The organism is Streptomyces sp. NPDC033221 (genome assembly GCF_055577005.1).
Genome location: NZ_JBVIQN010000034.1, coordinates 47,639 through 69,085, shown reverse-complemented (window position 1 = coordinate 69,085; position 21,447 = coordinate 47,639). Strand labels below are relative to the sequence as shown.

Here is a 21,447-nt window from a genome sequence, read left to right as displayed (position 1 = left end):
CATACTTGCTCGATAGGTTTTATATCAAGGCTTGCGAGGCGCGAAAGGCTGGCACCAGCCTCTCTCTTGTGACAATCAAGGGATTAAGGTGGAGGTCAGGACTATCGCGGCGCCCGCCGCCGCGACGGCCAACTCCAACGAGGAGGTGACGAATGAGCAGCAAGTGGACGGGAGAGTCACTCCCGTACGTGACGCCACGAGATCCAGGCGATGTCGACGCATGGACCGCGGAGAGTGCCAGCAGCGGCGGCACGCAGCGACTGATCGAGGCAGGGGAAGCGCCACCACCACCCGAGGTGAAACGCGCCCTGAACCTGGACACCGACGAGGCGGCCGTGGTGCGACGGCGCGTCATGTGCGTCAACGGCGCGCCCATTGAGCTGACCGACTCCTGGTACCCCCTTCATGTCGCCGCAGGGACCCCCCTCGCCGAGCTTCGCAAGATTCGAGGTGGAGCTCCGACGCTCCTCGCGAAGCTTGGTCACGTGCCGCGGTTCGTAACCGAAGAAGTCGGCGTCCGCCCCGCCACCGACAGCGAAGGTGACCAACTCGGCCTAGCGACGGGCGAGGGCGTACTCACACTGCTCCGCACCTCGCGAGCATCCGACGGCGACCCCATAGAGGTTTCGCTGATGGTCATGAAGGGGCCTCGACGGATCCGATACGAGATCGAGGTTGACTGAACTTGACCAGGCACAAGGACAAGCGGCCGATCGCCGAAAGAATCGCGGCAGACATCCGTGCAGCGATTATGGCTGGCGAATGGGAGCCCGGCAGCCAGGTACCTAGCAACAGCTACCTGCAGGACCGGTACGGCACCTCGAACATGACAGTGCAGCGCGCGTTGGCCACGCTCAAGGATGAAGAGCTGATCGAGGGACGATCTGGCAGCGGCGTCTTCGTTCGGGAGCACGCCGCCCTGACCATCTCTCCCGCGTCCTACATGGCGCCGTCCGAGCCAGGCGAACCGTACCGCTGGATCAGTGAAGCCACTCAGCGCGACCAACGCGGCAGTAACAAGATTCTGCGAGTCGCAGAGGTGAAGCCACCGAAGCGAGTCGCAAAGGTGCTCGGACTCGATGAGCAAGGCACCGCCATGCTGCGGTCACGCATCGGACTGATCGACGACGAGCCGGCGGAACTCGTCAACTCGTACTACCCGATCGACCTCGCCAGAGGCACACGGTTGGCCGACCGCCGCAAAATCCCTGGCGGCTCTCCCACACTGCTCGGGGAGATGGGATACCCGCCGCGGGAGCAGGCCGACGAAGTCGCCGCCCGCAAAGCCACCCAGGAGGAGCACCAGCATCTCGAGCTTCCCGGCGACGTGGCGGTCCTGGAAATCTTTCGCATCGTCTACTCCGACAACCGGCGAGCCGTCGAGGTCACCGAGCTGATCAAGCCCGGCCACCTCTACAAGATGGGGTACCACCTGCCGACGTACTGACCGACAGAGTGACGCAATGCCCTCGAACAACAGTGAGAGTGAGTTGGGGCCCACCGACTCGCCACCTTGCTATAAATGCGATCGAGGCCTACGGTCGTGAGCAATCGCTCAAGCAGCAGCAACGGCCGGGTGGAAGCACCCACGCCTTGCCCCTGGAGGGCTCGCCGCATGGCCGAGCGCATCCGTCGGAACACCTCAAGACTGGCACTCTCACGAAGCTCAACCCAACAGAGCCACATTGGCGGGCTTTCGGAGCCCACGCTCTTGTACAGGTGCGCTCGTGACCGGAGCCAGCACGGTCGTTCGGTTGGGTTGAGACTAGACGAAGGGGGTTCATGGCCGTGCAGCAGGAAGTCCTCAAGGCATTCCGGTTCACGCTGGATCCTCGTCCTGCCCAGGTGGAGGTGCTGCTCCGGCACGCCGGGGCAGCGCGGTGGGCGTTCAATCACGCGCTGGGCATGAAGGTGGCTGCCCACACGGAGTGGCGGTGCCAGGTCCAGGCGCTCGTCGACCAGGGTATGCCGGATGTGGAGGCGCGGCGGCGGGTGAAGGTGCCGGTGCCGTCGAAACCTCAGATTCAGAAGCACCTCAACCTGATCAAAGGCGATTCACGCAAGGGTGGCCTGCCGGAGGGCGTGCTGGGGCCGGAGCGGCCGTGTCCGTGGTGGCATGAGGTGAACACGCACGCGTTTCAGTCGGCGTTCATCGACGCGGACCGGGCGTGGCAGAACTGGCTCGACTCTGTGGCTGGGAAGCGGGCTGGCCGTGCAGTGGGCTATCCCCGGTTCAAGAAGAAGAGCCGCTGTCGGGATGCGTTTCGGCTGCATCACGATGTGAAGCGGCCCCGGATCCGGCCGGTGGGGTACCGCAGGTTGCGGCTGCCGACGGTTGGTGAAGTGCGGCTGCACGACTCCGCGAAGCGTCTCGTGCGGCTGCTGGACCATGGCAGTGCGCAGGTGCAGTCGGTGACCGTCTCGCGGGGTGGGCACCGCTGGTATGCGTCGGTGCTGTGCAAGGTCGTCGTTGAGCTGCCCGCCAAGCCGACGAAGGCCCAGGCTAGGCGCGGCAGCGTCGGTGTCGATCTCGGCGTGAAGTACCTCGCTGCGCTCTCCCAGCCCTTGGACGCGGACGAGCCGGAGAGCCGGTTCGTGGACAACCCGCGGCACCTTGCGAGGGCTGAGAAGCGGCTCGCGAAAGCGCAGCGGGCCCTATCCCGGACGCAGAAGGGCTCGGCGCGCCGTCATAAGGCACGGTGCCGGGTTGGCCGCCTGCACCATGAGGTGGCAGTGCGGCGGGCCACGGTGCTGCACGCGATGACCAAACAGCTCACGACCCGGTTTTCGACGGTGGCGGTGGAGGACCTGCACATCGCCGGGATGACCCGCTCCGCCCGCGGCACCCTTGAGGCCCCCGGCAAACGGGGCCGGCAGAAGGCCGGGCTGAACCGGGCGATCCTCGACACCGCGCCCGGTGAAGTCCGCCGGCAGCTCACCTACAAGACTTCCTGGTACGGCTCTAAGCTGGCGGTCCTGGACCGCTGGTGGCCATCCAGCAAGACCTGCTCGAACTGCGGATGGCAAAACCCACGCCTGACGCTGAACGACCGGGTGTTTCACTGCACCAACTGTGAATCGAGCATGGATCGAGATCACAACGCGGCGCGGAACATCGCCCGCCACGCCGTGATCTTTGATTCGCCTGTCGCCTCTGACACAGGGGAGACACGAAACGCTCGCCGAGCACCTGTAAGACCTCTCGTCCCACAGGGCGGAAGGCGGGGTGCGCTGAAGCGAGAAGGCATCGGCCCTCCGGGCATGGTGTCACCCCAGCGGAGTGATTCGCTGGCGTCCCTCGCCCCTGGTGAAGACACAGCCAAGCGTGAGCTAAGTGCCACGTCGGTAAGGGTCTGACCCAGGCGCGTGCGGAACGGTCGGCACGGTGTCGTCTCCGTTCTGTGCGGGTGCTGTCTGACCCAGGCGCGTGCGGAACGGTCGAGCAGAGAAGGCACCCAGAGCGACGCGCGTCTGACCTAGGCGCGTGCGGAACGGTCGGAGGTCACGTCGTGGTTCGTGGCCAAACCGCTTTCGCTCCTGCCAGCGACACAGCGCTACGCCCGGTGCGAAGGCGCGACGAAGGGATGAGCAAGATGATTTCGCACGATCGTGTGCTTCTCTTTCGCCGCGCTATCTGGGTTGAGGGCGGTGAGGGCGGCCTTCAGCGTCTTGCTCTTCGGCTGCCAGCGCTTCGGTGCGACGAGCTTCAGCCGAGGCGCTTCTTCGGGGGGAAGGACCTGACTCCTGCAGTCGATGACTGGGATGAGTCCGAGGTTGTGCCCGTAGAGCAGGACGGGTTTGCTCGCGACGAGCGAGCGGAGTTCGAGTCGGGCGATGGGGCCGAAGAGGTACACACGGCTGCCGGCCCGCTTCTGCTTGCCGACCATAACGATGCCGTCGATCTCTTGGACGAGACTGTCCCAGTCGTACGGGCGGTCATCGGTGAAGACGTTGCGGTAGTGGAGGATGTCGACGCCGTCGGGCAGCTCCTCGGTGATCTGGGCCAGCCAGTTGTCCCACTTGGGACTGTTCATCATCCTGGGTGCTGCGCTGATGTACACGCGCACGGGAGTGCCGGGCGCCCGGTCGGCAGCGATCCGCTCCATCGCTGCGGCGAAGCGGCGCTGCTGTACCGGCTTGGCGAAGGTCTCCACGTCCAAGGGGTCAGCATCAGTCGACGTCACGTACATGCCGCTCATCATGCCGGTCAACACGCTCCGGTCGCGCCGCAGGGGCCGGGCAAGGGCGGTCCCGACGAGCTGGCGGGACGTCAAGACGTCGCTGAGAAAGGCCGACACGGAGGGCCCCAGAGTGTCGTTACACCCCGTGCGGGAAGTACTGTGTCCGCAGATAAGATCAATACGGACATGGCTAAGCCCCGCGAGGCTGCACTCCGGGGCACGGCCGCAGACCTACCTACGATTGGTCTCGACGTGGACAAGCGTACCCGTCCCTTCCGCCAGACACACAAGGCACCCACTGCCGTAGTAGCGATGACCTGCGCGTCGCTCCGGCTGATGGGTGCCTTTGTTCTTCCGCGCCGGTCCGGGTGCGGGCACACCACCGCTTCCGCGGAGGTTGAGATGACGTAGTCCTTCCGAGGCGGTGGGCCTGGCCCCTTTGCCGAGGGGCCTCCTCTACCGCCTGGCCGCTGCCCGGTAGGTGTTTGCCGACACCACCCGGCCTCGCGGCCCGTACTGCTGGTCCGGTTTGCCGACCGTCCCAGCGCCCGGTTTGACCCGGCTGCCACGCCGGCATCGCTCCGAGCGATTTGCTCTCCCCAGAGCTGCCCCACCGAAGCGGGGCTTTGTCGTACCCACTCCTAGGAGCGAGGACATCCCCATAATGCAGCACACTGCTGCCATCTGTCAGCTCACCCATGCCCGAATGGCGTGTAATGCGCCACTCCTGCTGACGCGGCGCCCGTTTTGTCCGCTCGCGCGGTCGGTTTTCGCTGCAGTGCCGCGCGCGGCGGTACGGTCCGCGGTCGGGTTCCGTCGGCGTGAACGGTGCCGTCGATGCCTGCGGGCGGCGGCTCGGCCAGCCGGTCCGGCGGCGGCCCCGGTATCGCGGTTTTCCCGCCTGGCGGGACCGTATCCCAAGACGGTGGTTCGCGGGGCGGGAGCGGCGGCCCGCGGAAATCTATCCACAGGCGTAGCGGGTGAAGGTCGGCAGATGACGACCTTCACCCGCTTCTTTCCTGCTCTGATCTCATCCGTCGCGCGTCGGTCGGCGTCGGTGCGCCTGTCCGTTGCGGCCGGGGTGTCCCGGTGAGCGCGCTCGCGGTGGAGGCCGCGGGGTGGGTGCCGGGGCAGCGCCGGGTGCTGCGGGCGGTTCCGGACCGGCCGGACCAGCAGCCGGGTCCGGTGGTGGAGCTGGGTCTGGGTAATCCGCTGCTGCTGACGAAGAGCATGCAGGCGCGGCTGCTGGGTGCGGTGCGTGCGCTGGTGGATGGTCCGGCGTTGGCGGGTGCGTCGTACGGGGCGCGGCTGGCCACCGTGGTGTTGATGGCGAAGGCTCGCGCGGGCCGCGGGCACCGGGTCGTGATCCAGACGCGTGAGCTGGGCCGGTGGCTGGGGGTGGGGCGGGAGCAGGTGGCGCGTACGGTGCTGCCCGAGCTGCGTCAGGCCGGGGACCTGGACGACCGCGTGGTGCTGAACGGATCTGGGTGTCCGGCGCTGGACTGTGCGGTCGTGCCGCTGGTGCGGGCGCAGGAGGCGGGGGACCGGCGGCAGCCGCTGGCCTTGTCGCGTCCGGAGCTCGCGGTGCTGCTGGCTCTGTGCGAGGCGCTGTTCGCTCCGGGCTGGGGTGGTCAGGGCCGGGGGCTGCTGGCGGGGCGGTGCGGCAAGGGGGCGGCGATGGACCGGCTGGGGCTGTTGCTGATGGTGCTGTCGACGGCTCCGTCGGGTTGGCTGCGGCTGTGTCCGGGCACGGTGGCCGGTGACCGGGGGCGTCCGGCGGCCACGGTGGCGCGGCTGCTGGGGTGTTCCGCGGATGCCGCGGCCCGGCTGCTGGGCCGGTTCGAGCGTGCGGGGCTGGTGCAGACGGTGCGGGGGGAGACGGCGTCGCGGATGCTCGGCCGTGGCCGGGTGTGTGTGGTGCCGGTGGCGAAGGCGCGGGGCCGCCGTACGGACGCCGGCCGGCCGTACGGAGCGGGAACCGCGGGGATTCGGGACCGCGCGGATACCGCACACGGAGATCTTGGGCCTGCGGGGCAGGACGAAGCCCGTGGGGTTACTGGGGTTTCGGGTCCTGTGGAGGCTGTGGAGGCGGAGTCAGCGGACCGCGCGGATACCGCACACCTTCACACGGGTCACGCTTCTGGGGCAGTTGAGGTGGGGGATGGTGCGGGTGCTTGTGGGTTTTCCGGCGAAGGCCGTGGAGGGTCCGGTGGTCTGCCGGAGCGTGCGTGTGGGCGTGAGGATCAGCCCGCGGACAGCCGAGACGAGGCTCAGCTGCAGGCGGCAGAGGGTGCAGGTGGCCCGCTGCGCGGGGACAAGCCGAACAGCCTCCACGCCACCGTCCCTCAGCAGAACGGACAGCCCCAGGCGGCCGTAGCGGGCCAAGCCTCGACCAAGACCCCCTCGGGGCAGGAGCATGCACGCATGCCCCGCACCAGGTCCGGCCTGGGGCGCGCCAGTGGTTCGCGGGGCAAGATTCCGCGGCCGCGCGGCGACCTCGAGGCGGTCCTGGAGCCGGTGCAGATGCTCTGGGCCCGGCTGGAAACGTCCGGGGCCCGCCGCGTGGTGGAGCAGGCGGTCCGCCGTGAACTGCGCTACGCCGCCGGCGTCGTCGGCCCGGACTGCGCCGCCGGGGCCCTGGCCGCGCGGCTGACGCGGCGTCTGGTGGCCCAGGCCGGCGGACCGGACGCGGTGACTGACCCGGTCGGCTGGCTGCTCGGCCGCGGCCTGCCCCGGTCCAGCCCGTGCTCCGACGCCCGCTGCGACGAAGGCGTCCTGATGCCCACCGGCGCCGCGTGCGAGCGGTGTTCCGACCTGCTCGCCGACCGGCGCCAGCGCCGCGCCCGCGTCGCGGGGCAGGTGCGGGCCGAGCTGCCTGACGCCGACTCCGAGATCCGTCGGCAGGCGGTGGAGGGCCGGCTGCGTGGCGTGGTGACCGCGGATCTGGCCAGTGACGAGCAGCGCCGTCGGCAGGCTGCCGAGGCCGAGGCTGCCCGTGCGGCAGCCGCGCAGTGGGTCCGGGTCGAGGCGAAGGCCGCCGAGCAGGCTCGCCGGGCCCGGCCGTGTCAGCGGTGCGGGGCGCCGGATGCGGGCGGGCTGTGCGGGGTGTGCCGGGCTCAGGAGGAGACCGAGACGCTGATCCGGCAGGCGGTCGCCGCGGTTGTGGCCGGCTGCGGCCATCCGGTGGGCTCCAGCGCGGCCGCGGGGCTGTCCGACGACACCGAGGCCGCGATACGAGCCCACCTCCAGCACGCCTGCGACCAGGCCCGGGCGGGCGGCGGGAACGAGGTGACCGCCGCGGTGACGGGCCGGCTGGCCGCCGAATCCCTGCTGCACAAGTGCCGACGGTCGGCGCTGTGGGCGCTCGGCCGCGGGCCGCAGGCCATGGAGGAAGCCGAGCAGGCCCGGGCCGTGCAGCGGCGCCGCCGTCACCTGCACCCCACGGCCCAAGCCGCCGAGGAGGCAGCGGAGGCCGTCGCACAGGAGGCGCGCTGGCGCACCGCCGGCCACCTGCTCGCCGTGCGCAGCAGCGCCTGGCTCGCCGCCCGGGGCCCGGCGCCGGCCGATGCGCCGGTCCCGCGGGGCCGGGTCGCCGTGTACGCGGTAGGAGCAGCGAAAGCCCGGGCCGCCATGGCCGCTGCGGCGGCCGGCGCCCCAGGACGTGCTGTGGGTACGGAGGCTGATCGTCCGCGTGACCGGATGGTCGCTGGTGGCTGGTCGCGGTTGTCGTGACATGACCGATGCGGCAGATCTCTTGAAAGGGGATACGCACAGATGTTCCATTTAGGGGTATCGGGAGCGCCCGTGGGGCAGGCGGTGGTTGGATGCCGGTGTCCGCTGGGGCCAGGGTTCGTTGGGCAGGCTGCTTCGCGTACCCGTGGCCGGTGCGTGGCGTGGGGAGGGGTGTCCGGTGAGTGACCGGAGCACGATCGAGTGGACCGAGGCGACGTGGAACCCGACGACCGGGTGCGACCGGGTCTCCGAAGGCTGTGACAACTGTTACGCGCTGACGCTGGCGAAGCGGCTGAAGGCAATGGGGTCGGCGAAGTACCAGAACGACGGGGATCCCCGGACGTCCGGACCAGGGTTCGGGCTGACGGTGCATCCGGACGCGTTGCGAGTGCCGTACGGGTGGAGGAGTCCGCGGACGGTGTTCGTGAACTCCATGAGCGACCTCTTCCACGCCCGGGTGCCGCTCGGCTTCGTCCGGCAGGTCTTCGCGGTGATGGCGGAGACGCCGCAGCACACCTACCAGGTGCTGACCAAGCGCGCCCGCCGACTGCGGCAGGTCGCAGAGAAGCTGGAGTGGCCGCCCAACGTGTGGATGGGCGTGTCCGTGGAGACGGCCAGGGAACTGCCGCGCATCGACGACCTGCGGCAGGTGCCGGCGGCGGTGCGGTTCTTGTCCTGCGAGCCGCTGCTGGGCCCGCTGGACGGCCTGGACCTGTCGGACATCCACTGGGTGATCGCCGGCGGTGAGTCCGGCCCGCACTTCCGGCCTGTGGAAGAGGAGTGGATCACCGGGGTCCGGGACGTGTGCCTGGACGCGGGCGTGGCCTTCTTTTTCAAACAGTGGGGAGGGCGTACGCCGAAGGCGTCCGGCCGCCGTCTGCAAGGCCGTACCTGGGACCAGATGCCCAGGCCCGCAGCCGTGCCTACAGGCTGACCAAGCTCTTCGTGGTGAGCTTTCCTGTGCCCGGGACGGTGATCAGGCCGTCCCGGCGCATCTGCCGAACTGCTTGGAGCGCGTGCTTGGGCATCCAGCGGGCGGTCTCCGTCAGCAGCCACTGGCCGACTTCCTCCACCGTTGCCGTGCCGGTGCGCAGCCGTTGGGTGACCAGTTCGAGCAGTTCGTCGTCGACCAGGCCAGCTTCCTGGAACAGGTCGAGCTGGCCCTCGGCTGTGGCGCCGCGGGCGCGCGGGTCGCGGAAACTCTGGCCGTCCAGGCCGTCGACCTTCCACATGGCGTCTTTCATCGCCAGCAGGCCCTTGGGGTTGCCGGTGCCGAAGACGAGGTAGAGCGGCTGCCCGGTGCGAGGGACGAGTTCGAACTGCAGCTGGTAGCCGAAGCCGGCACGCCGCAGCGCATCCCGGTAGGTGCGCAGCCACTCGCGCCAGCGTTCGTCAGAGCGCGACTCGTCGGCGGCCGGGGTCCAGAAGGCGCGGCCGCCGAAGACCGCGTCGAGGATGTCGGCGTTGAGGTCTTCGCGGCGGCTGAACCAGTTGGGGCCGAACGTGGTGATGACTTCGCTGGCCGGGTTGCGAGCGATGCGCCGCATGACGTCCAGGGGTACGTTGACGCTGCCCCAGCTGTCGAAAATGCCCAGAATGGGGTGGCCCCAGGCGCCGAGCTCGCTGAGGATCGCCAGGCTGTCGCGGCCGGCTTCACCACGGCGGACCTCCACCCGCACGGGCAGCCCCGCCAGCGAGCCGAACTTGGCGGTCAGTTCCGCCATCAGATGTTCGTGACGGGCCCGGTCCTTCTCGATGAACACCAGGTGCACGCGCTCCGGGCTCAGAGCCATGCGGTCGACCGCCTTGTGGCGCAGCAGGCGATCGAGAATGAACACCGGGGAGCCGGGCTCGTTGTCCTCGTAGCGTCCGGGGCCGGCGAAGGCGTCCAGCAGGGTCACCCGGGGCCGGGCATATCCCGTGCGCTGGGACGTCTGCAGCAGGATGGGCCACCAGGCATCCAGATACCGCTGATACAGCCGGTGTTTGGCCGCCGTCGCCGGTTCCAGCTTCCACAGCACACCCATACCCGCCCCCTGAGTCCGCCCGTATGACACGAATGTCGGCAAAAATTGTCCACTCCCAGGCAATACGCCGCCAGACCGTCGACCACGAGCTGGCCGACAACACGCTTCTGGCGCGAAACCGTCTGTGGGGGCGACCGACCGCAGCGCCCGGTCGCCGCAACAAGCCGGAGCACACCACGGCTGTCGAACGAGCGGCTGCTGCACCTCGGTGCCCTACCGCTCGCGGTCGCCCACGCCACGGGCTGCAAAGTCGCCGTGTCGGGCCCGACGATGCGGCGGATCGCCGGTCTTTCCCGGCTTGGCCCGGACCGATGCCCGCGACGCGTTCGTCACAGCCGACGCCGCCCGTTCCATGCTGCACACCTGCGGGCAATGGAGCCCGCCGACGAGAGACGGCCGCCGAGCTGGAGATGATCGCGGGCTTCAATCAGAAGCTCGCCTGGCGGACCCCAGACCGAAGCCGGTGAAGAGGCCCTCTCGCAGCGCGCACGGGGATGCGCTGCCCGTTGCCTGCGCCGCACGGCCGGCGTCAGTTACTCCGCTGGTGTCCACGGCGGGTCGTGCGTGTAGTTCAGCCCATCGCAGGACCAGCAGTTCCACTCGTCCGGGACCCGGTACAGCTCCCGCCAGAAACCGGTGGGCTCGCCGTAAACGACGCAGTCCTCGCCACACCACCCGCACTCGAACGAGAAGTTCACGAGCTTCCCCTCCCCGACCCGTACGGGCCACAGGCCTCCCCTTGTTAGCAGTAGTGGACCTGGGGAAGGCACCGGAAACCGGTCGAGGTAGACGGCCCCGCCCCTGCCGGTTGCCCGGACGGTGCTCTCCGCGCGAGCGGAGGTGAGCCGCACGTGGGGTGTGTGGTCACTGAGTGGGAAATGTGCTCTCCGCGCGCGGAGAGCACAGCCACGTGCGTTCACCTCCAAGGAAGTGCCGGTTTACCTCAGCTCGGGCGGAGAGCACCACGGCCAGTCGCCCTCGATGTCGCCGACCTCCGGCTCACCTCCGCCTGCGCGGAGAGCACCAAGACTGCGTCGTCCGGCTGGATGTCGAGTGCGGGGCATCTCCGCTCGCGCGGAGAGCACCACTCGGGCGATGTACTGCAAGAACGACGACCCGGGTCACCTCCGCTCGCGCGGAGAGCACGACCTATCTCCGGTCGCGTGAGGAGCACACCGGGTCGTCCAGCCCCCGCTGAATCGCCGACTCACCTCCGCCTGCGCGGAGAGCACTTAGCGTGAAAAGCTAGCCTCAGATCGTCCGACGGCTCACCTCCGCCTGCGCGGAGAGCACCTTCGCCTCGAACCGGGCGGCGTGGGCGGCCTCGGCTCACCTCCGCCTGCGCGGAGAGCACCAGGTCGTTGTACTGCCGCAGCGGTCCGGACCGGACAGCGCGATCGATGACCTGCTGGAGGAGTTCGTCTGTGCTGACTGTGGGCATGGGCGTGCCTCCGGGGAGGTGTGCCGCCGTGCAAGGGGAGCGGCGTGCGTGGACGGGTGGGCGGGGCGTCCCTGCTCACAACGTAGGAATGCGCTATCCACGGTGGCTACCGATGTGCACCGTTGTGCACGGCAGTTGGTCCGTGCAGGGCAACGGGCGCCAGCGGTCTTGACCGATTTGGTATGTGCCGTGAGGGTGGCGAACATCGGTGCACACCTCGTCAGGGAGGGCGCTATGCCGGAGCTACGGTTCATTGGGATCGACCCGTCCACCTCGGAAGGGGAGAGCCCTACCGTGTGGGTCGACCAGGAGCGCGAGGAGTTGGTCCTGCAGGGATGGAAGGCGGGAGCTGGGCTCCATGCCAAGTGTGCGGCGTTCGAAGTACCGGGACACGCCAAGGGCATCCCAGACACGGAAACCGTGATCAGGATTCCGGCGCGTATGACAGCGATCGTCAGGGAGGCGTGTGATGAGCTCGACCGTTTCGACCTGGGCTGAGCTCCTGGGCTCGGCCACCCGGTCTGCGGTTCATCTGGAGATGCGCGATTCGTACGCTGTCGACTACGAGACGGGCCCGTTCGCAGACTGGCGCGCCGGCGTGCGTCTGGACCCGGACGACCGGGTGTCCTGGTGGCGCCCGTGGCACGACCTGATCGCCGAGACGGTGGGGCGTGGTGTCACGGTGCGCCGGGCCCGGGTCGTCTCCGAGCCGGTGAGCGAGTACACGCGGTTCCTGTACGACGGGACGTTCAAGAACGTCATCGCCGGGGAGCAGGTGCGGTGGCTGCCCCGGCGGCAGGCGTCGGACCTTGCCCTGCCCGGCAATGATTTCTGGCTCATCGACGGCAGCCTCATCCGGTGGAACCACTTCACAGGTGATGGCTGCTCGGCGGGCGGGGAGACCAGTCAGGAGCCGGACGTGGCCGCGCTGTGCGAAGCCGCGTTCGAGGCGGTGTGGTCGCGGGCCGTGCCCCACGAGAACTACAAGGTGTAGAAGGCCGAGCCAGCCCATGCCCCTGTCCCCGTCGTCCTCGGCTCAGGCTGCCCGCGAAGCGGTAGCGCAGCGATTGCGGGAGGTACGGGCCGAGGCGGGGCTCACAGGTACTGAGCTGGCCTCGCTGTGTGGATGGTCGCATTCGAAGTCTTCGCGCATCGAGAATGGCCGCACGCCGCCGTCCCCGGAGGACATCCGACGATGGTGCGCCGCGTGCGGAGTTGCTGATCAGACGCCTGAGGTAATTGCCCAGTCGCCGAATGCAGCAGCTCTGTACGTCGAGTGGCGCCGTAAGACACGCCAGGGGTTGAAACAGCTCCAGTATTCCTACCTGGCACTGTTTCAATCCACTTCGACTTTCCGGGTCTATTCGGCAACGCTCGTTCCTGGCCTGCTGCAAACCGCCGGTTACGCGACAGGGCTGATGACACTGATCTCCCAGTTCAGAGACCTGCCGGACGACGTTGCAGACGCAGTGACCGCGCGGCTCAACCGATCGCAAATCCTGTACAGGGGTGGGCGCCACTTTGTCCTGCTGGTTGAGGAGGCGGCGTTGCGGTACCAGGTCAGCGATGCCGAGTCGATGGCTGCGCAGCTCGGGTACTTACTGACGGCAGGAGCGCTGCCCTCCGTTTCGCTCGGTGTAATCCCCGCCTCGCGTGCGTCCCGGTCGATCTGGCCTATGGAGACGTTCCACATCTATGACAACACGCTGGTCTCAGTGGAACTCATCTCCGCCCAGGTCACAGTGACGCAACCCAGCGAAATCGAGCTGTATGAGAACGCCTTTGAACGACTGCGGGCTATGGCAGTGTACGGAGCTGATGCCCGGTCTCTGATCGTGCAGGCTATCGACGCGCTGTGACGCTTCTTCTGGGCGGGGTGTCGAAAGCGGAATGCTTCACCCCCGCCGAAGCTGGGGGCGTCGTCGGCAGCCGACGCAATTCAGATCGTCACGGCCGCACCGACCACCGACACCAGCACCGCCAGCGGCCACCGCGATCTCTGCGGCGCATCGAGACGGGACTCATGATCAGCGAGCTGTCGGTCCGTCTGGTCGAAGCGTTGCATGAGCAGGCCCAGTGACGCCTCAGCGACTGCGCGCAGCCGCTGCCTGCGGCTCACCTCCGCTCTCGCGGAGAGCCCAGGATCGTCAGCCGCTCCATCAAGCCCGCTGCGGCTCGCCTCTGCTCTCGCGGAGAACACGGTTACGTGCTGTGCGAGGAACTGGGTGGTGGAGGCAGCGTACCGGTCGACAGATCGTGCCGCTGGGGTGTCGCGTCGTGCGGAGGCTGCTGGCCCGGTCAGACGGCGGCATCCGGGAACACCGGGCCGAGAGGGAGGGGAAGAAGACGCTGTGTGCGCACCTGCGAGTGTGTACAGTTTTGGTATGGAGGATGAGACGTATCCGCTGGTGCAGGCGCGCAATGAGCTCGGCCAGTTGGTGAGCCGGGTGCGGCACGGCGGCGCGCATATCGTGATCAGCGAGTACGGCAAGCCCGCGGCGGCGCTGGTGCCGGTGGATGAGCTGGAGGAGCTGCGACGGCTGCGCGACGAGGCCGACATCGCCGAGGCCCGGCGCCGCTCTGCCGCCGGGGGAGAGATGAAGTCGCACGAGGCGTTCATGGCCGAGCTGGAGGCCGAGGACCGCCGGGCTGCTGCTTCGTGACCTACACCGTCATCTGGCAGCACCAGGCCATGGACGAGTTCCGCCGGCTGCGCCGCCTGGACCCGGCCGGCGCCAAGGACTGCGCGGCGGCCGTCCGCCGCCTCGGCGACGAGCCACGCCCGCCGCAGGCCCACCAGCTCGGCGGCTCCGGCTACTGGCGCCTGCCAGTCGGCGACTGGCGCATCCTCTACCAGCCCGACGACCACACCGTCACCGTGATCGTCCTCAAAGTCGGCCGCACCACCTAGACCAGCACCACCTCCAGCCGTCCGGAGAGCGTGGGGTGAAGGCAAACGTGGCGTCGAGCTACCTCCGCCTGCGCGGAGAGCACAGCACCTGGACCGGCTGCAGCGCGACTGCCGGGACACCGGCTCACCTCCGCTCGCTCGGAGAGCACGTACCACCGAACCGGAGCCTGTCATCGATGCCCGGTACATTGCACCCATGCGCCATCAGTTCTCACATCACGAAATGGCAAAGCCCTTCTAACACCGCAGGTCGCGAAGGGGTGCTCTCCGCGCGAGCGGAGGTGAACCGTTCAGCGTGGTGCTCGTCGTGAAGGGTGTCGAGTGCTCTCCGCGCGAGCGGAGGTGAACCGGCCACGGTGGTGGTCCGCTGTGCGGGGTGGCGTGCTCTCCGCGCGAGCGGAGGTGAACCGCCGCCGGCCAGGGGCACGAGCGGGGTCACCAGGTGCTCTCCGCGCGAGCGGAGGTGAACCTCGGGGTCCAGGTCCGCCAGCACCCCATACAGCGTGCTCTCCGCGCGAGCGGAGGTGAACCGACCTCGACGCCCTCGTCCAGCACCTCCAGGAGGTGCTCTCCGCGCGAGCGGAGGTGAACCGGCTTCGATCTTCTTCATGAGCCAGTGGGCAAGGTGCTCTCCGCGCGAGCGGAGGTGAACCGCGGCGGTCCGGGGTCACCGCGGCTGAGGTGATGTGCTCTCCGCGCGAGCGGAGGTGAACCGAGCAGGGCCAGCACTTCCGGGAGCGCGCCGGCGTGCTCTCTGCGCGAGCGGAGGTGAACCGGACGCCGGCGATGGTGTAGTGCTCCTTGGGGGGTGCTCTCCGCGCGAGCGGAGGTGAACCGTCCGAAATGCCGATCGAGCCGTGGCAGCCCCTGTGCTCTCCGCGCGAGCGGAGGTGAACCGACACCGAGCTTGTCCTGGACGAGCTCGCCGTCGTGCTCTCCGCGCGAGCGGAGGTGGTCCGTTGTACTGGAGGTGGTTTGAGCCCAGGTGAGGGTGCTGCGGCAGGTGGTGCCCGCGGGCGTGGCCGACTGCGGCGATTCGGTGGACTCGTCGTGACCGCGGATGCCGAGATGTGTGCCCGCGTCCAGTGTGTCTTCGGTCCCGTCCTGCCGAATGCGGGACGGAAGCGATCGCTGCGGTCACGGGCAGGCTGTCTGCTGTGCCTCTCCTGCACGAGTGCCGTCAGCCGGCTGTGCGGATGCTCGGCCGCGGGCCGCAGGCCGTGGCGGAAGCCGGGCAGGCCCGGGCCGCGCAGTAGCGTCGCCGCGCACCCCACGGCCGAAGCCGCCGAGCAGGCCGCTGACACCGCCGCCCAGGAGACACGCCAGCGCACGGACGCTCGCGCGGAGAGCACGGCAACCGCAGCGCCGCCCCCACTAAACCCCGCGGCTCACCTCCGCCGGCACGGAGAGCTCCGAGACGGCGATGGACTTGGCCAGGGTGGACGGATCATCGCTGCTTGCGTGGAGAGCACCTCCTCTACCGGGCTACCGAGCCCGACCTCGGCGGTTCACCTCCGCTCGCGCGAAGAGCACTTCCGCAACGCCCTGCCGGGTGAGGAGACCTCCGGGGCACCTCCGCTCGCACGGAGAGCACAACTCCTTCACGAGGGCCAGCACGGCGTACGCCGGTTCACCTCCGCTCGCACGGAGAGCACCAGTCAAGGCCGTTGGCGGCCTCCTGGTAGCGCGGTTCACCTCCGCTTGCGCGGAGAGCACGGGGAGTTCCCGTAGGACGCGTTCGCCCCGGCCGGTTCACCTCCGCCTGCGCGGAGAGCCCGTGGTCACCCACCGCCTGGCCCATCTGCGCCTCGGTTCACCTCCGCCTGCGCGGAGAGCCCGGCCACGGACCTGCTGTGCCACGTCGTGGGCCTGCTTCTTGGTTCACCTCCGCCTGCGCGCAGAGCCCACGATGTGACGGGCTCCCGTGACAGGCTGCGGCGGTTCACCTCCGCCTGCGCGGAGAGCCCAAGCGGTGGGGCTGGACGATCAGGCCGACAACGGTTCACCTCCGCCTGCGCGGAGAGCCCCGGAGCCCGTTGGCGGGAATGCCCCGCGGGGGCGGTTCACCTCCGCCTGCGCGGAGAGCCCCGCTTCACGTCCTTGAAGGCGCTTTGAAGATCCGGTTCACCTCCGCCTGCGCGGAGAGCCCTGGTAAAACCATCGATGGTGTGGCCTCGGTCGATGGTTCACCTCCGCCTGCGCGGAGAGCCCCAGGTGATCGAGCAGGCGGCCGGTTGGCAGTGCGGTTCACCTCCGCCTGCGCGGAGAGCCCGGGATCGGGGCGTTGCCCGCGTAGTCGATCGCCGGTTCACCTCCGCCTGCGCGGAGAGCCCGCGCTGCGCCATCCTCATTCCGACCCCTGCCCCGGTTCACCTCCGCCTGCGCGGAGAGCCCGCAGCCCAGCTCCGCGCAGTCGCTCGCCCGCTCGGTTCACCTCCGCCTGCGCGGAGAGCCCCCTTCGCGACCTGCGGTGTCAGAAGGGCTTTGCCGTTTCGTGATGCGAGGCTCGGTGGTGCATGGGGGCAATGTATCGGGTGTCGACGACGGGCTCCGGTTCGGTGGTGGTGCTTTCGGGCGGCTGGCGCCGTTTTGCGGGTTCGGTCTTGGTGATCTGGTTTCTCGAAGGGCGGGGCAGCGCCGGACGGTGGTGGAGGCGTCCCGTGTGCTGCTGAGCGCAGGTGTTCGGGCCTCTGGCCGCGACCGCCCGGAGAACGTGCGTCCACGTCATCCGGAGCCGCGTGCCTCTACGGTTCGTCTCCGTCGGCGCGGAGAGCACACTCGTCACGACACCTGGTCCTGCGCGAGCGTCGGTTCGCCTCCGCTCGCGCGGAGAGCACACGTCAGAGCGCCTGTACGGCGCGTACAGCGGCGGTTCACCTCCGCTCGCGCGGAGAGCACCACCACGCCCTGTACCAAGACGACGTGCACGCCGGTTCACCTCCGCTCGCGCGGAGAGCACAGGGTGCCGGGCTCGGCCGCCATCAGGTCGATCGGTTCACCTCCGCTCGCGCGGAGAGCACACCCGCTGACGCCCGCCGAAGCGCAGTTTGAACGGTTCACCTCCGCTCGCGCGGAGAGCACGGCGGAGACGTCCTGGCCCTGCTCGGCGCGGGTGGTTCACCTCCGCTCGCGCGGAGAGCACAACCGCAGGTCAGAGCATGTTTCCGCGAGGTGCGGTTCACCTCCGCTCGCGCGGAGAGCACCCTTCGCGACCTGCGGTGTCAGAAGGGCTTTGCCATTTCGTGATCCGGGGGTCGGTGGTGCATGGGGGCAATGTACCGGGCGCCGACGACAGGCTCCGGCTCAGTGGCGGTGCTTCCCAGACGGCGGTCGACCTCCTGGAAAGCGGCCTTGGTGAGGCGGTGCCAGATGCAACGTCGCGGCACTCTCGCTGGCACGGAGAACAGACTACGAAGGGCACACGTCGCCGCTCGCGCGGAGAGCACTCGCGGACCTGGCCTGGTGGGCCGTCACCGCCCGGCTTACCGCCGCCCGCGCGGAGAGCACGGCGCCCTCCGCTCCGAAGCATGAACACAGGCCGGCTCACCTCCGCTTGCGCGGAGAGCGCATCAGTTTCAGCAGCAGGTTCTCACGAAGAAGATGCTTGCGGTGCGGGGCGGCGGCGTACCGTACAGAGCAGGAAGGAGGCCTCCTGTGGACGCCACTCTCAAGACCGTCATCGGCGGTGAGATCGTGGAGCTGCCCGGCACGATCGCGGCCATCCGCGCCTGCCTGGACGAGGACCGGGCCGCCGAGTTCGACCGCGACATCGAGCACGTTCCGGCAGCCGAGCTCCCTGCCGCGCTGGTGCGCTGGGCCCTGGCCGGCACCGGTGCCGACGACGAGGATGAGGAACTTTTCGAGCGGCTGGCCCGCGGCGAGGACATCGGCGCCACCGACGCAGGCACCCCCGGTTCGGAGGTGGCGTGAGCCGCTACCGACTCCAGTACGCCCCGGCCGCCGACCAGGCCCGCCGCGCCATGCCCCACGCGTTACGGGTCTCCTTCGACACTGCGATGCAGCGCCTGGCCGCCGCCCCGTACGGGCACGGTTCGACCGCGGTCAAAGACGATGAGGACCGGCGCGAAGCGGTGGTCAGCGGGGTGGTGGTGCGCTACTACGTCAGCGCCGCAGTGCTGACCGTCACCGTGGTCCGCCTGGTCTACATCTGACGGCTACACACAAAGCGAACCAACCGAGACCGTGACTCCTCCTGACGGTTCGCCCCCGCTCGCACGGAGAGCACGTCCTGGTCCTGGTCGCCGTCGGGGCGTTGGTCGGGTCACCTCTGCTCGCACGGAGAGCACGTATTCCGCAGCGTCCCGCATGTTCTCGGTGGCGGGTCACCTCCGCTCGCGCGGAGAGCACTGGGCGGAGCACGGCAGCACCCGCCGCCTGTGCGGGTCACCTCCGCTCGCGTGGAGAGCACGAGCTGGCGTGGCTGCGCGGGTGCGCCACGGTCGGGTCACCTCCGCTCGCGCGGAGAGCACCGGTGGATGGTTGCGTGGGCGGGCCGGTAGTACGGGTCACCTCCGCTCGCGCGGAGAGCACTCAGCAAACGCGGCGATACATTTGCGCGTCGTCGGGTCACCTCCGCTCGCGCGGAGAGCACCACACTCTCCTGCCAGCGACCAGACCACCCAGTTGGGTCACCTCCGCTCGCGCGGAGAGCACGCAGCAGGAAAGGTCCACCGCGCTCGGCGAGCCGGGTCACCTCCGCTCGCGCGGAGAGCACCCATCATTTGCCCCCTACGAGAATCTGCGCTGCGGGTCACCTCCGCTCGCGCGGAGAGCACTTCCTGGCGCTGGCCGACCACGAGACGCGGTGCGGGTCACCTCCGCTCGCGCGGAGAGCACAGCACCGAGAGGTCGCCCGGCACCTCGCGGGCCGGGTCACCTCCGCTCGCGCGGAGAGCACCACGGCGTTCCCGGCCTGCATCGTCTGCTCTCCGGGTCACCTCCGCTCGCGCGGAGAGCACGGCGAATTCCTGGATCTCCTCCAGCGGTGTGCCGGGTCACCTCCGCTCGCGCGGAGAGCACGCCGGGGGCATCCGCTGTCCCCGGGGCACCCGCGGGTCACCTCCGCTCGCGCGGAGAGCACCATGCACGGGTTGTCCGGATGGTAGACGGCCACGGGTCACCTCCGCTCGCGCGGAGAGCACACATAGATCCAGGAAGTGTTTCGGGCGAAACACGGGTCACCTCCGCTCGCGCGGAGAGCACCCGTAGGTGCGCACATTCGCGGCAGACCACAGCGGGTCACCTCCGCTCGCGCGGAGAGCACGGAACCGGATGCCGCGGTACTGAGCGCGGACGCGGGTCACCTCCGCTCGCGCGGAGAGCACGGTCGATCGCGACCTGGCATCTGGTGCAGGACCGGGTCACCTCCGCTCGCGCGGAGAGCACTTGCGCCGGTCGGCGCGCAGGTCGGCGATGTGCGGGTCACCTCCGCTCGCGCGGAGAGCACGGTTCCGCCGTGGTACGGGCGCCGCATCTTGCCTGGGTCACCTCCGCTCGCGCGGAGAGCACGTCGGCGGTGAACCAGAACGCGTCGCGGTTGGCGGGTCACCTCCGCTCGCGCGGAGAGCACTCGGTGGAGTCGCCGACGGCGGACCGCACGATCGGGTCACCTCCGCTCGCGCGGAGAGCACGTGCACCGGATCGTCAAGAAGATCGTTCGGGACGGGTCACCTCCGCTCGCGCGGAGAGCACAGGCTCAGGCACCGGGGCCGGGTGGACAGGCGCGGGTCACCTCCGCTCGCGCGGAGAGCACTGTCTCTGCGAGATGGGAGCGGGCCGGTCGGACGGGTCACCTCCGCTCGCGCGGAGAGCACGCAAAGTGGCCGGCGGGGAGCCCGGCGGCGATCGGGTCACCTCCGCTCGCGCGGAGAGCACCGGCCGCCGGGGCCGATGCGCTGGCGGATGCGCGGGTCACCTCCGCTCGCGCGGAGAGCACCCGATTCAGTCGCTCTTGCTGCCCATCGCAGGCGGGTCACCTCCGCTCGCGCGGAGAGCACCATCCGGCCGGGACGCCGCCGCGCTCCAGGGGCGGGTCACCTCCGCTCGCGCGGAGAGCACTGTCTCCTGCGAGATGGGAGCGGGGCGACCGACGGGTCACCTCCGCTCGCGCGGAGAGCACGGATAGCCGGCCGCGAGCAGCTGCACGGCCTGCGGGTCACCTCCGCTCGCGCGGAGAGCACCGCGCACAAAGGACGCGCTCCGCGCGGCGTCCCGGGTCACCTCCGCTCGCGCGGAGAGCACAGGCTCAGGCACCGGGGCCGGGTGGACAGGCGCGGGTCACCTCCGCTCGCGCGGAGAGCACTGTCTCTGCGAGATGGGAGCGGGCCGGTCGGACGGGTCACCTCCGCTCGCGCGGAGAGCACGCAAAGTGGCCGGCGGGGAGCCCGGCGGCGATCGGGTCACCTCCGCTCGCGCGGAGAGCACCGGCCGCCGGGGCCGATGCGCTGGCGGATGCGCGGGTCACCTCCGCTCGCGCGGAGAGCACCCGATTCAGTCGCTCTTGCTGCCCATCGCAGGCGGGTCACCTCCGCTCGCGCGGAGAGCACCATCCGGCCGGGACGCCGCCGCGCTCCAGGGGCGGGTCACCTCCGCTCGCGCGGAGAGCACTGTCTCCTGCGAGATGGGAGCGGGGCGACCGACGGGTCACCTCCGCTCGCGCGGAGAGCACGGATAGCCGGCCGCGAGCAGCTGCACGGCCTGCGGGTCACCTCCGCTCGCGCGGAGAGCACCGCGCACAAAGGACGCGCTCCGCGCGGCGTCCCGGGTCACCTCCGCTCGCGCGGAGAGCACTGCGCCCCCGGCAGCCCCTCCATGAACAACGAAGGGTCACCTCCGCTCGCGCGGAGAGCACCCTTCGCGACCTGCGGTGTTAGAAGGGCTTTGCCGTTTCGTTATGCGCGGTGGGCGGGTCATGGAGTGCAATCTACCTACCGGGTACGGGCTGCGCAGGAGGAGATACGAGGTACGCGCCGCGACGAGCCTGCGGCCCCTGATCCAGGTATCCGGCGGACCGGACCGCCGGGCTCATCTCCGCTCGCTCAGAGAGCACGAGGGAGCTGAACAGGCGATGGGCCCAGGTTTTGGGTTCACCTCCGCCTGCGCGGCGAGGCTCATTGCGGCATGCATCGTCAGAGG

The 21,447-nt window shown here is 69.4% G+C and carries 16 protein-coding genes and 3 CRISPR repeat arrays; of the genes, 13 read left to right on the top strand and 3 right to left on the bottom strand.

The window, feature by feature from the left end:
• Positions 1-152 precede the first annotated feature (152 nt).
• The 3 genes from ACZ53K_RS33500 (at position 153) to ACZ53K_RS33490 (ending at position 3,357) form a co-directional block, all read left to right on the top strand.
• Positions 153-683, top strand: a complete 531-nt coding sequence (locus ACZ53K_RS33500; RefSeq protein ID WP_468844180.1) for a GntR family transcriptional regulator — start codon at positions 153-155, stop codon at positions 681-683.
• Positions 684-685: 2 nt separating this feature from the next.
• A complete protein-coding gene (locus ACZ53K_RS33495; RefSeq protein WP_468844178.1) occupies positions 686-1,447 on the top strand; it encodes a GntR family transcriptional regulator in 762 nt (253 codons plus the stop codon).
• 335 nt (positions 1,448-1,782) lie between these two features.
• The gene (locus ACZ53K_RS33490; RefSeq protein WP_468844176.1) at positions 1,783-3,357 is read left to right on the top strand and encodes an RNA-guided endonuclease InsQ/TnpB family protein; all 1,575 of its coding nucleotides are present in this window, start codon (positions 1,783-1,785) and stop codon (positions 3,355-3,357) included.
• 197 nt (positions 3,358-3,554) lie between these two features.
• Here the strand turns inward: ACZ53K_RS33490 and ACZ53K_RS33485 are convergent, their stop codons facing one another.
• Positions 3,555-4,298: a hypothetical protein gene (locus ACZ53K_RS33485; protein ID WP_468844173.1), complete on the bottom strand. Its 744-nt coding sequence runs from the start codon at positions 4,296-4,298 to the stop codon at positions 3,555-3,557.
• A gap of 972 nt (positions 4,299-5,270) precedes the next feature.
• Between ACZ53K_RS33485 and ACZ53K_RS33480 the strand changes: the two genes are divergently transcribed.
• On the top strand, positions 5,271-7,913 hold the full coding sequence (locus tag ACZ53K_RS33480; RefSeq protein WP_468844171.1) for a hypothetical protein: 2,643 nt from the start codon (positions 5,271-5,273) through the stop codon (positions 7,911-7,913).
• Positions 7,914-8,091: 178 nt separating this feature from the next.
• Complete coding sequence (locus ACZ53K_RS33475; RefSeq protein ID WP_468844169.1) at positions 8,092-8,847, top strand: DUF5131 family protein; 756 nt, start codon at positions 8,092-8,094, stop codon at positions 8,845-8,847.
• Here ACZ53K_RS33475 and ACZ53K_RS33470 read toward each other — a convergent pair.
• Positions 8,837-9,940, bottom strand: coding sequence for a three-Cys-motif partner protein TcmP (locus tag ACZ53K_RS33470; protein WP_468844167.1), 1,104 nt, complete (start codon positions 9,938-9,940; stop codon positions 8,837-8,839). The genes ACZ53K_RS33475 and ACZ53K_RS33470 overlap by 11 nt on opposite strands.
• Before the next feature lie 533 nt (positions 9,941-10,473).
• Positions 10,474-10,638: a hypothetical protein gene (locus ACZ53K_RS33465; RefSeq protein WP_167745406.1), complete on the bottom strand. Its 165-nt coding sequence runs from the start codon at positions 10,636-10,638 to the stop codon at positions 10,474-10,476.
• Between the two features lie 977 nt (positions 10,639-11,615).
• Between ACZ53K_RS33465 and ACZ53K_RS33460 the strand changes: the two genes are divergently transcribed.
• The 8 genes from ACZ53K_RS33460 (at position 11,616) to ACZ53K_RS33425 (ending at position 18,464) form a co-directional block, all read left to right on the top strand.
• Positions 11,616-11,879, top strand: coding sequence for a hypothetical protein (locus ACZ53K_RS33460; protein ID WP_468844277.1), 264 nt, complete (start codon positions 11,616-11,618; stop codon positions 11,877-11,879).
• Positions 11,851-12,375, top strand: coding sequence for a DUF6879 family protein (locus ACZ53K_RS33455; protein ID WP_468844165.1), 525 nt, complete (start codon positions 11,851-11,853; stop codon positions 12,373-12,375). Before ACZ53K_RS33460 ends, ACZ53K_RS33455 begins: the two co-directional genes overlap by 29 nt.
• 16 nt (positions 12,376-12,391) lie before the next feature.
• Positions 12,392-13,240 carry a helix-turn-helix domain-containing protein gene (locus tag ACZ53K_RS33450; RefSeq protein WP_468844164.1) on the top strand — a complete coding sequence of 283 codons (849 nt, stop codon included), beginning with the start codon at positions 12,392-12,394 and terminating at the stop codon, positions 13,238-13,240.
• Positions 13,237-13,461 carry a hypothetical protein gene (locus ACZ53K_RS33445; protein WP_468844162.1) on the top strand — a complete coding sequence of 75 codons (225 nt, stop codon included), beginning with the start codon at positions 13,237-13,239 and terminating at the stop codon, positions 13,459-13,461. The genes ACZ53K_RS33450 and ACZ53K_RS33445 overlap by 4 nt, the downstream gene beginning before the upstream one ends.
• 304 nt (positions 13,462-13,765) lie before the next feature.
• Complete coding sequence (locus ACZ53K_RS33440) at positions 13,766-14,044, top strand: type II toxin-antitoxin system prevent-host-death family antitoxin (RefSeq protein ID WP_468844160.1); 279 nt, start codon at positions 13,766-13,768, stop codon at positions 14,042-14,044.
• Positions 14,041-14,292, top strand: coding sequence for a type II toxin-antitoxin system RelE family toxin (locus ACZ53K_RS33435; RefSeq protein ID WP_468844158.1), 252 nt, complete (start codon positions 14,041-14,043; stop codon positions 14,290-14,292). The genes ACZ53K_RS33440 and ACZ53K_RS33435 overlap by 4 nt, the downstream gene beginning before the upstream one ends.
• A 1,937-nt stretch (positions 14,293-16,229) precedes the next feature.
• Positions 16,230-16,747: a CRISPR direct-repeat array (repeat unit 29 nt).
• A gap of 352 nt (positions 16,748-17,099) precedes the next feature.
• Positions 17,100-17,495: direct repeats of the CRISPR family, unit length 29 nt.
• A gap of 451 nt (positions 17,496-17,946) precedes the next feature.
• Entirely contained in the window at positions 17,947-18,222 is a 276-nt protein-coding gene (locus tag ACZ53K_RS33430) for a hypothetical protein (protein ID WP_468844156.1), read from the top strand.
• A 50-nt stretch (positions 18,223-18,272) separates the two neighbouring features.
• Positions 18,273-18,464, top strand: coding sequence for a hypothetical protein (locus ACZ53K_RS33425; protein ID WP_468844275.1), 192 nt, complete (start codon positions 18,273-18,275; stop codon positions 18,462-18,464).
• 44 nt (positions 18,465-18,508) lie between these two features.
• Positions 18,509-21,163: direct repeats of the CRISPR family, unit length 29 nt; unit sequence CGGGTCACCTCCGCTCGCGCGGAGAGCAC.
• Positions 21,164-21,447 lie beyond the last annotated feature (284 nt).

Excerpts from the sequence above, each read along its gene's own strand:
- ACZ53K_RS33490 (WP_468844176.1), top strand. The coding sequence starts at position 1,783 with ATGGCCGTGCAGCAGGAAGTCCTCAAGGCATTCCGGTTCACGCTGGAT.
- ACZ53K_RS33425 (WP_468844275.1), top strand. The coding sequence starts at position 18,273 with ATGCCCCACGCGTTACGGGTCTCCTTCGACACTGCGATGCAGCGCCTG.
- ACZ53K_RS33470 (WP_468844167.1), bottom strand. The coding sequence starts at position 9,940 with ATGGGTGTGCTGTGGAAGCTGGAACCGGCGACGGCGGCCAAACACCGG.
- ACZ53K_RS33500 (WP_468844180.1), top strand. The coding sequence starts at position 153 with ATGAGCAGCAAGTGGACGGGAGAGTCACTCCCGTACGTGACGCCACGA.
- ACZ53K_RS33450 (WP_468844164.1), top strand. The coding sequence starts at position 12,392 with ATGCCCCTGTCCCCGTCGTCCTCGGCTCAGGCTGCCCGCGAAGCGGTA.
- ACZ53K_RS33440 (WP_468844160.1), top strand. The coding sequence starts at position 13,766 with ATGGAGGATGAGACGTATCCGCTGGTGCAGGCGCGCAATGAGCTCGGC.
- ACZ53K_RS33460 (WP_468844277.1), top strand. The coding sequence starts at position 11,616 with ATGCCGGAGCTACGGTTCATTGGGATCGACCCGTCCACCTCGGAAGGG.
- ACZ53K_RS33455 (WP_468844165.1), top strand. The coding sequence starts at position 11,851 with ATGAGCTCGACCGTTTCGACCTGGGCTGAGCTCCTGGGCTCGGCCACC.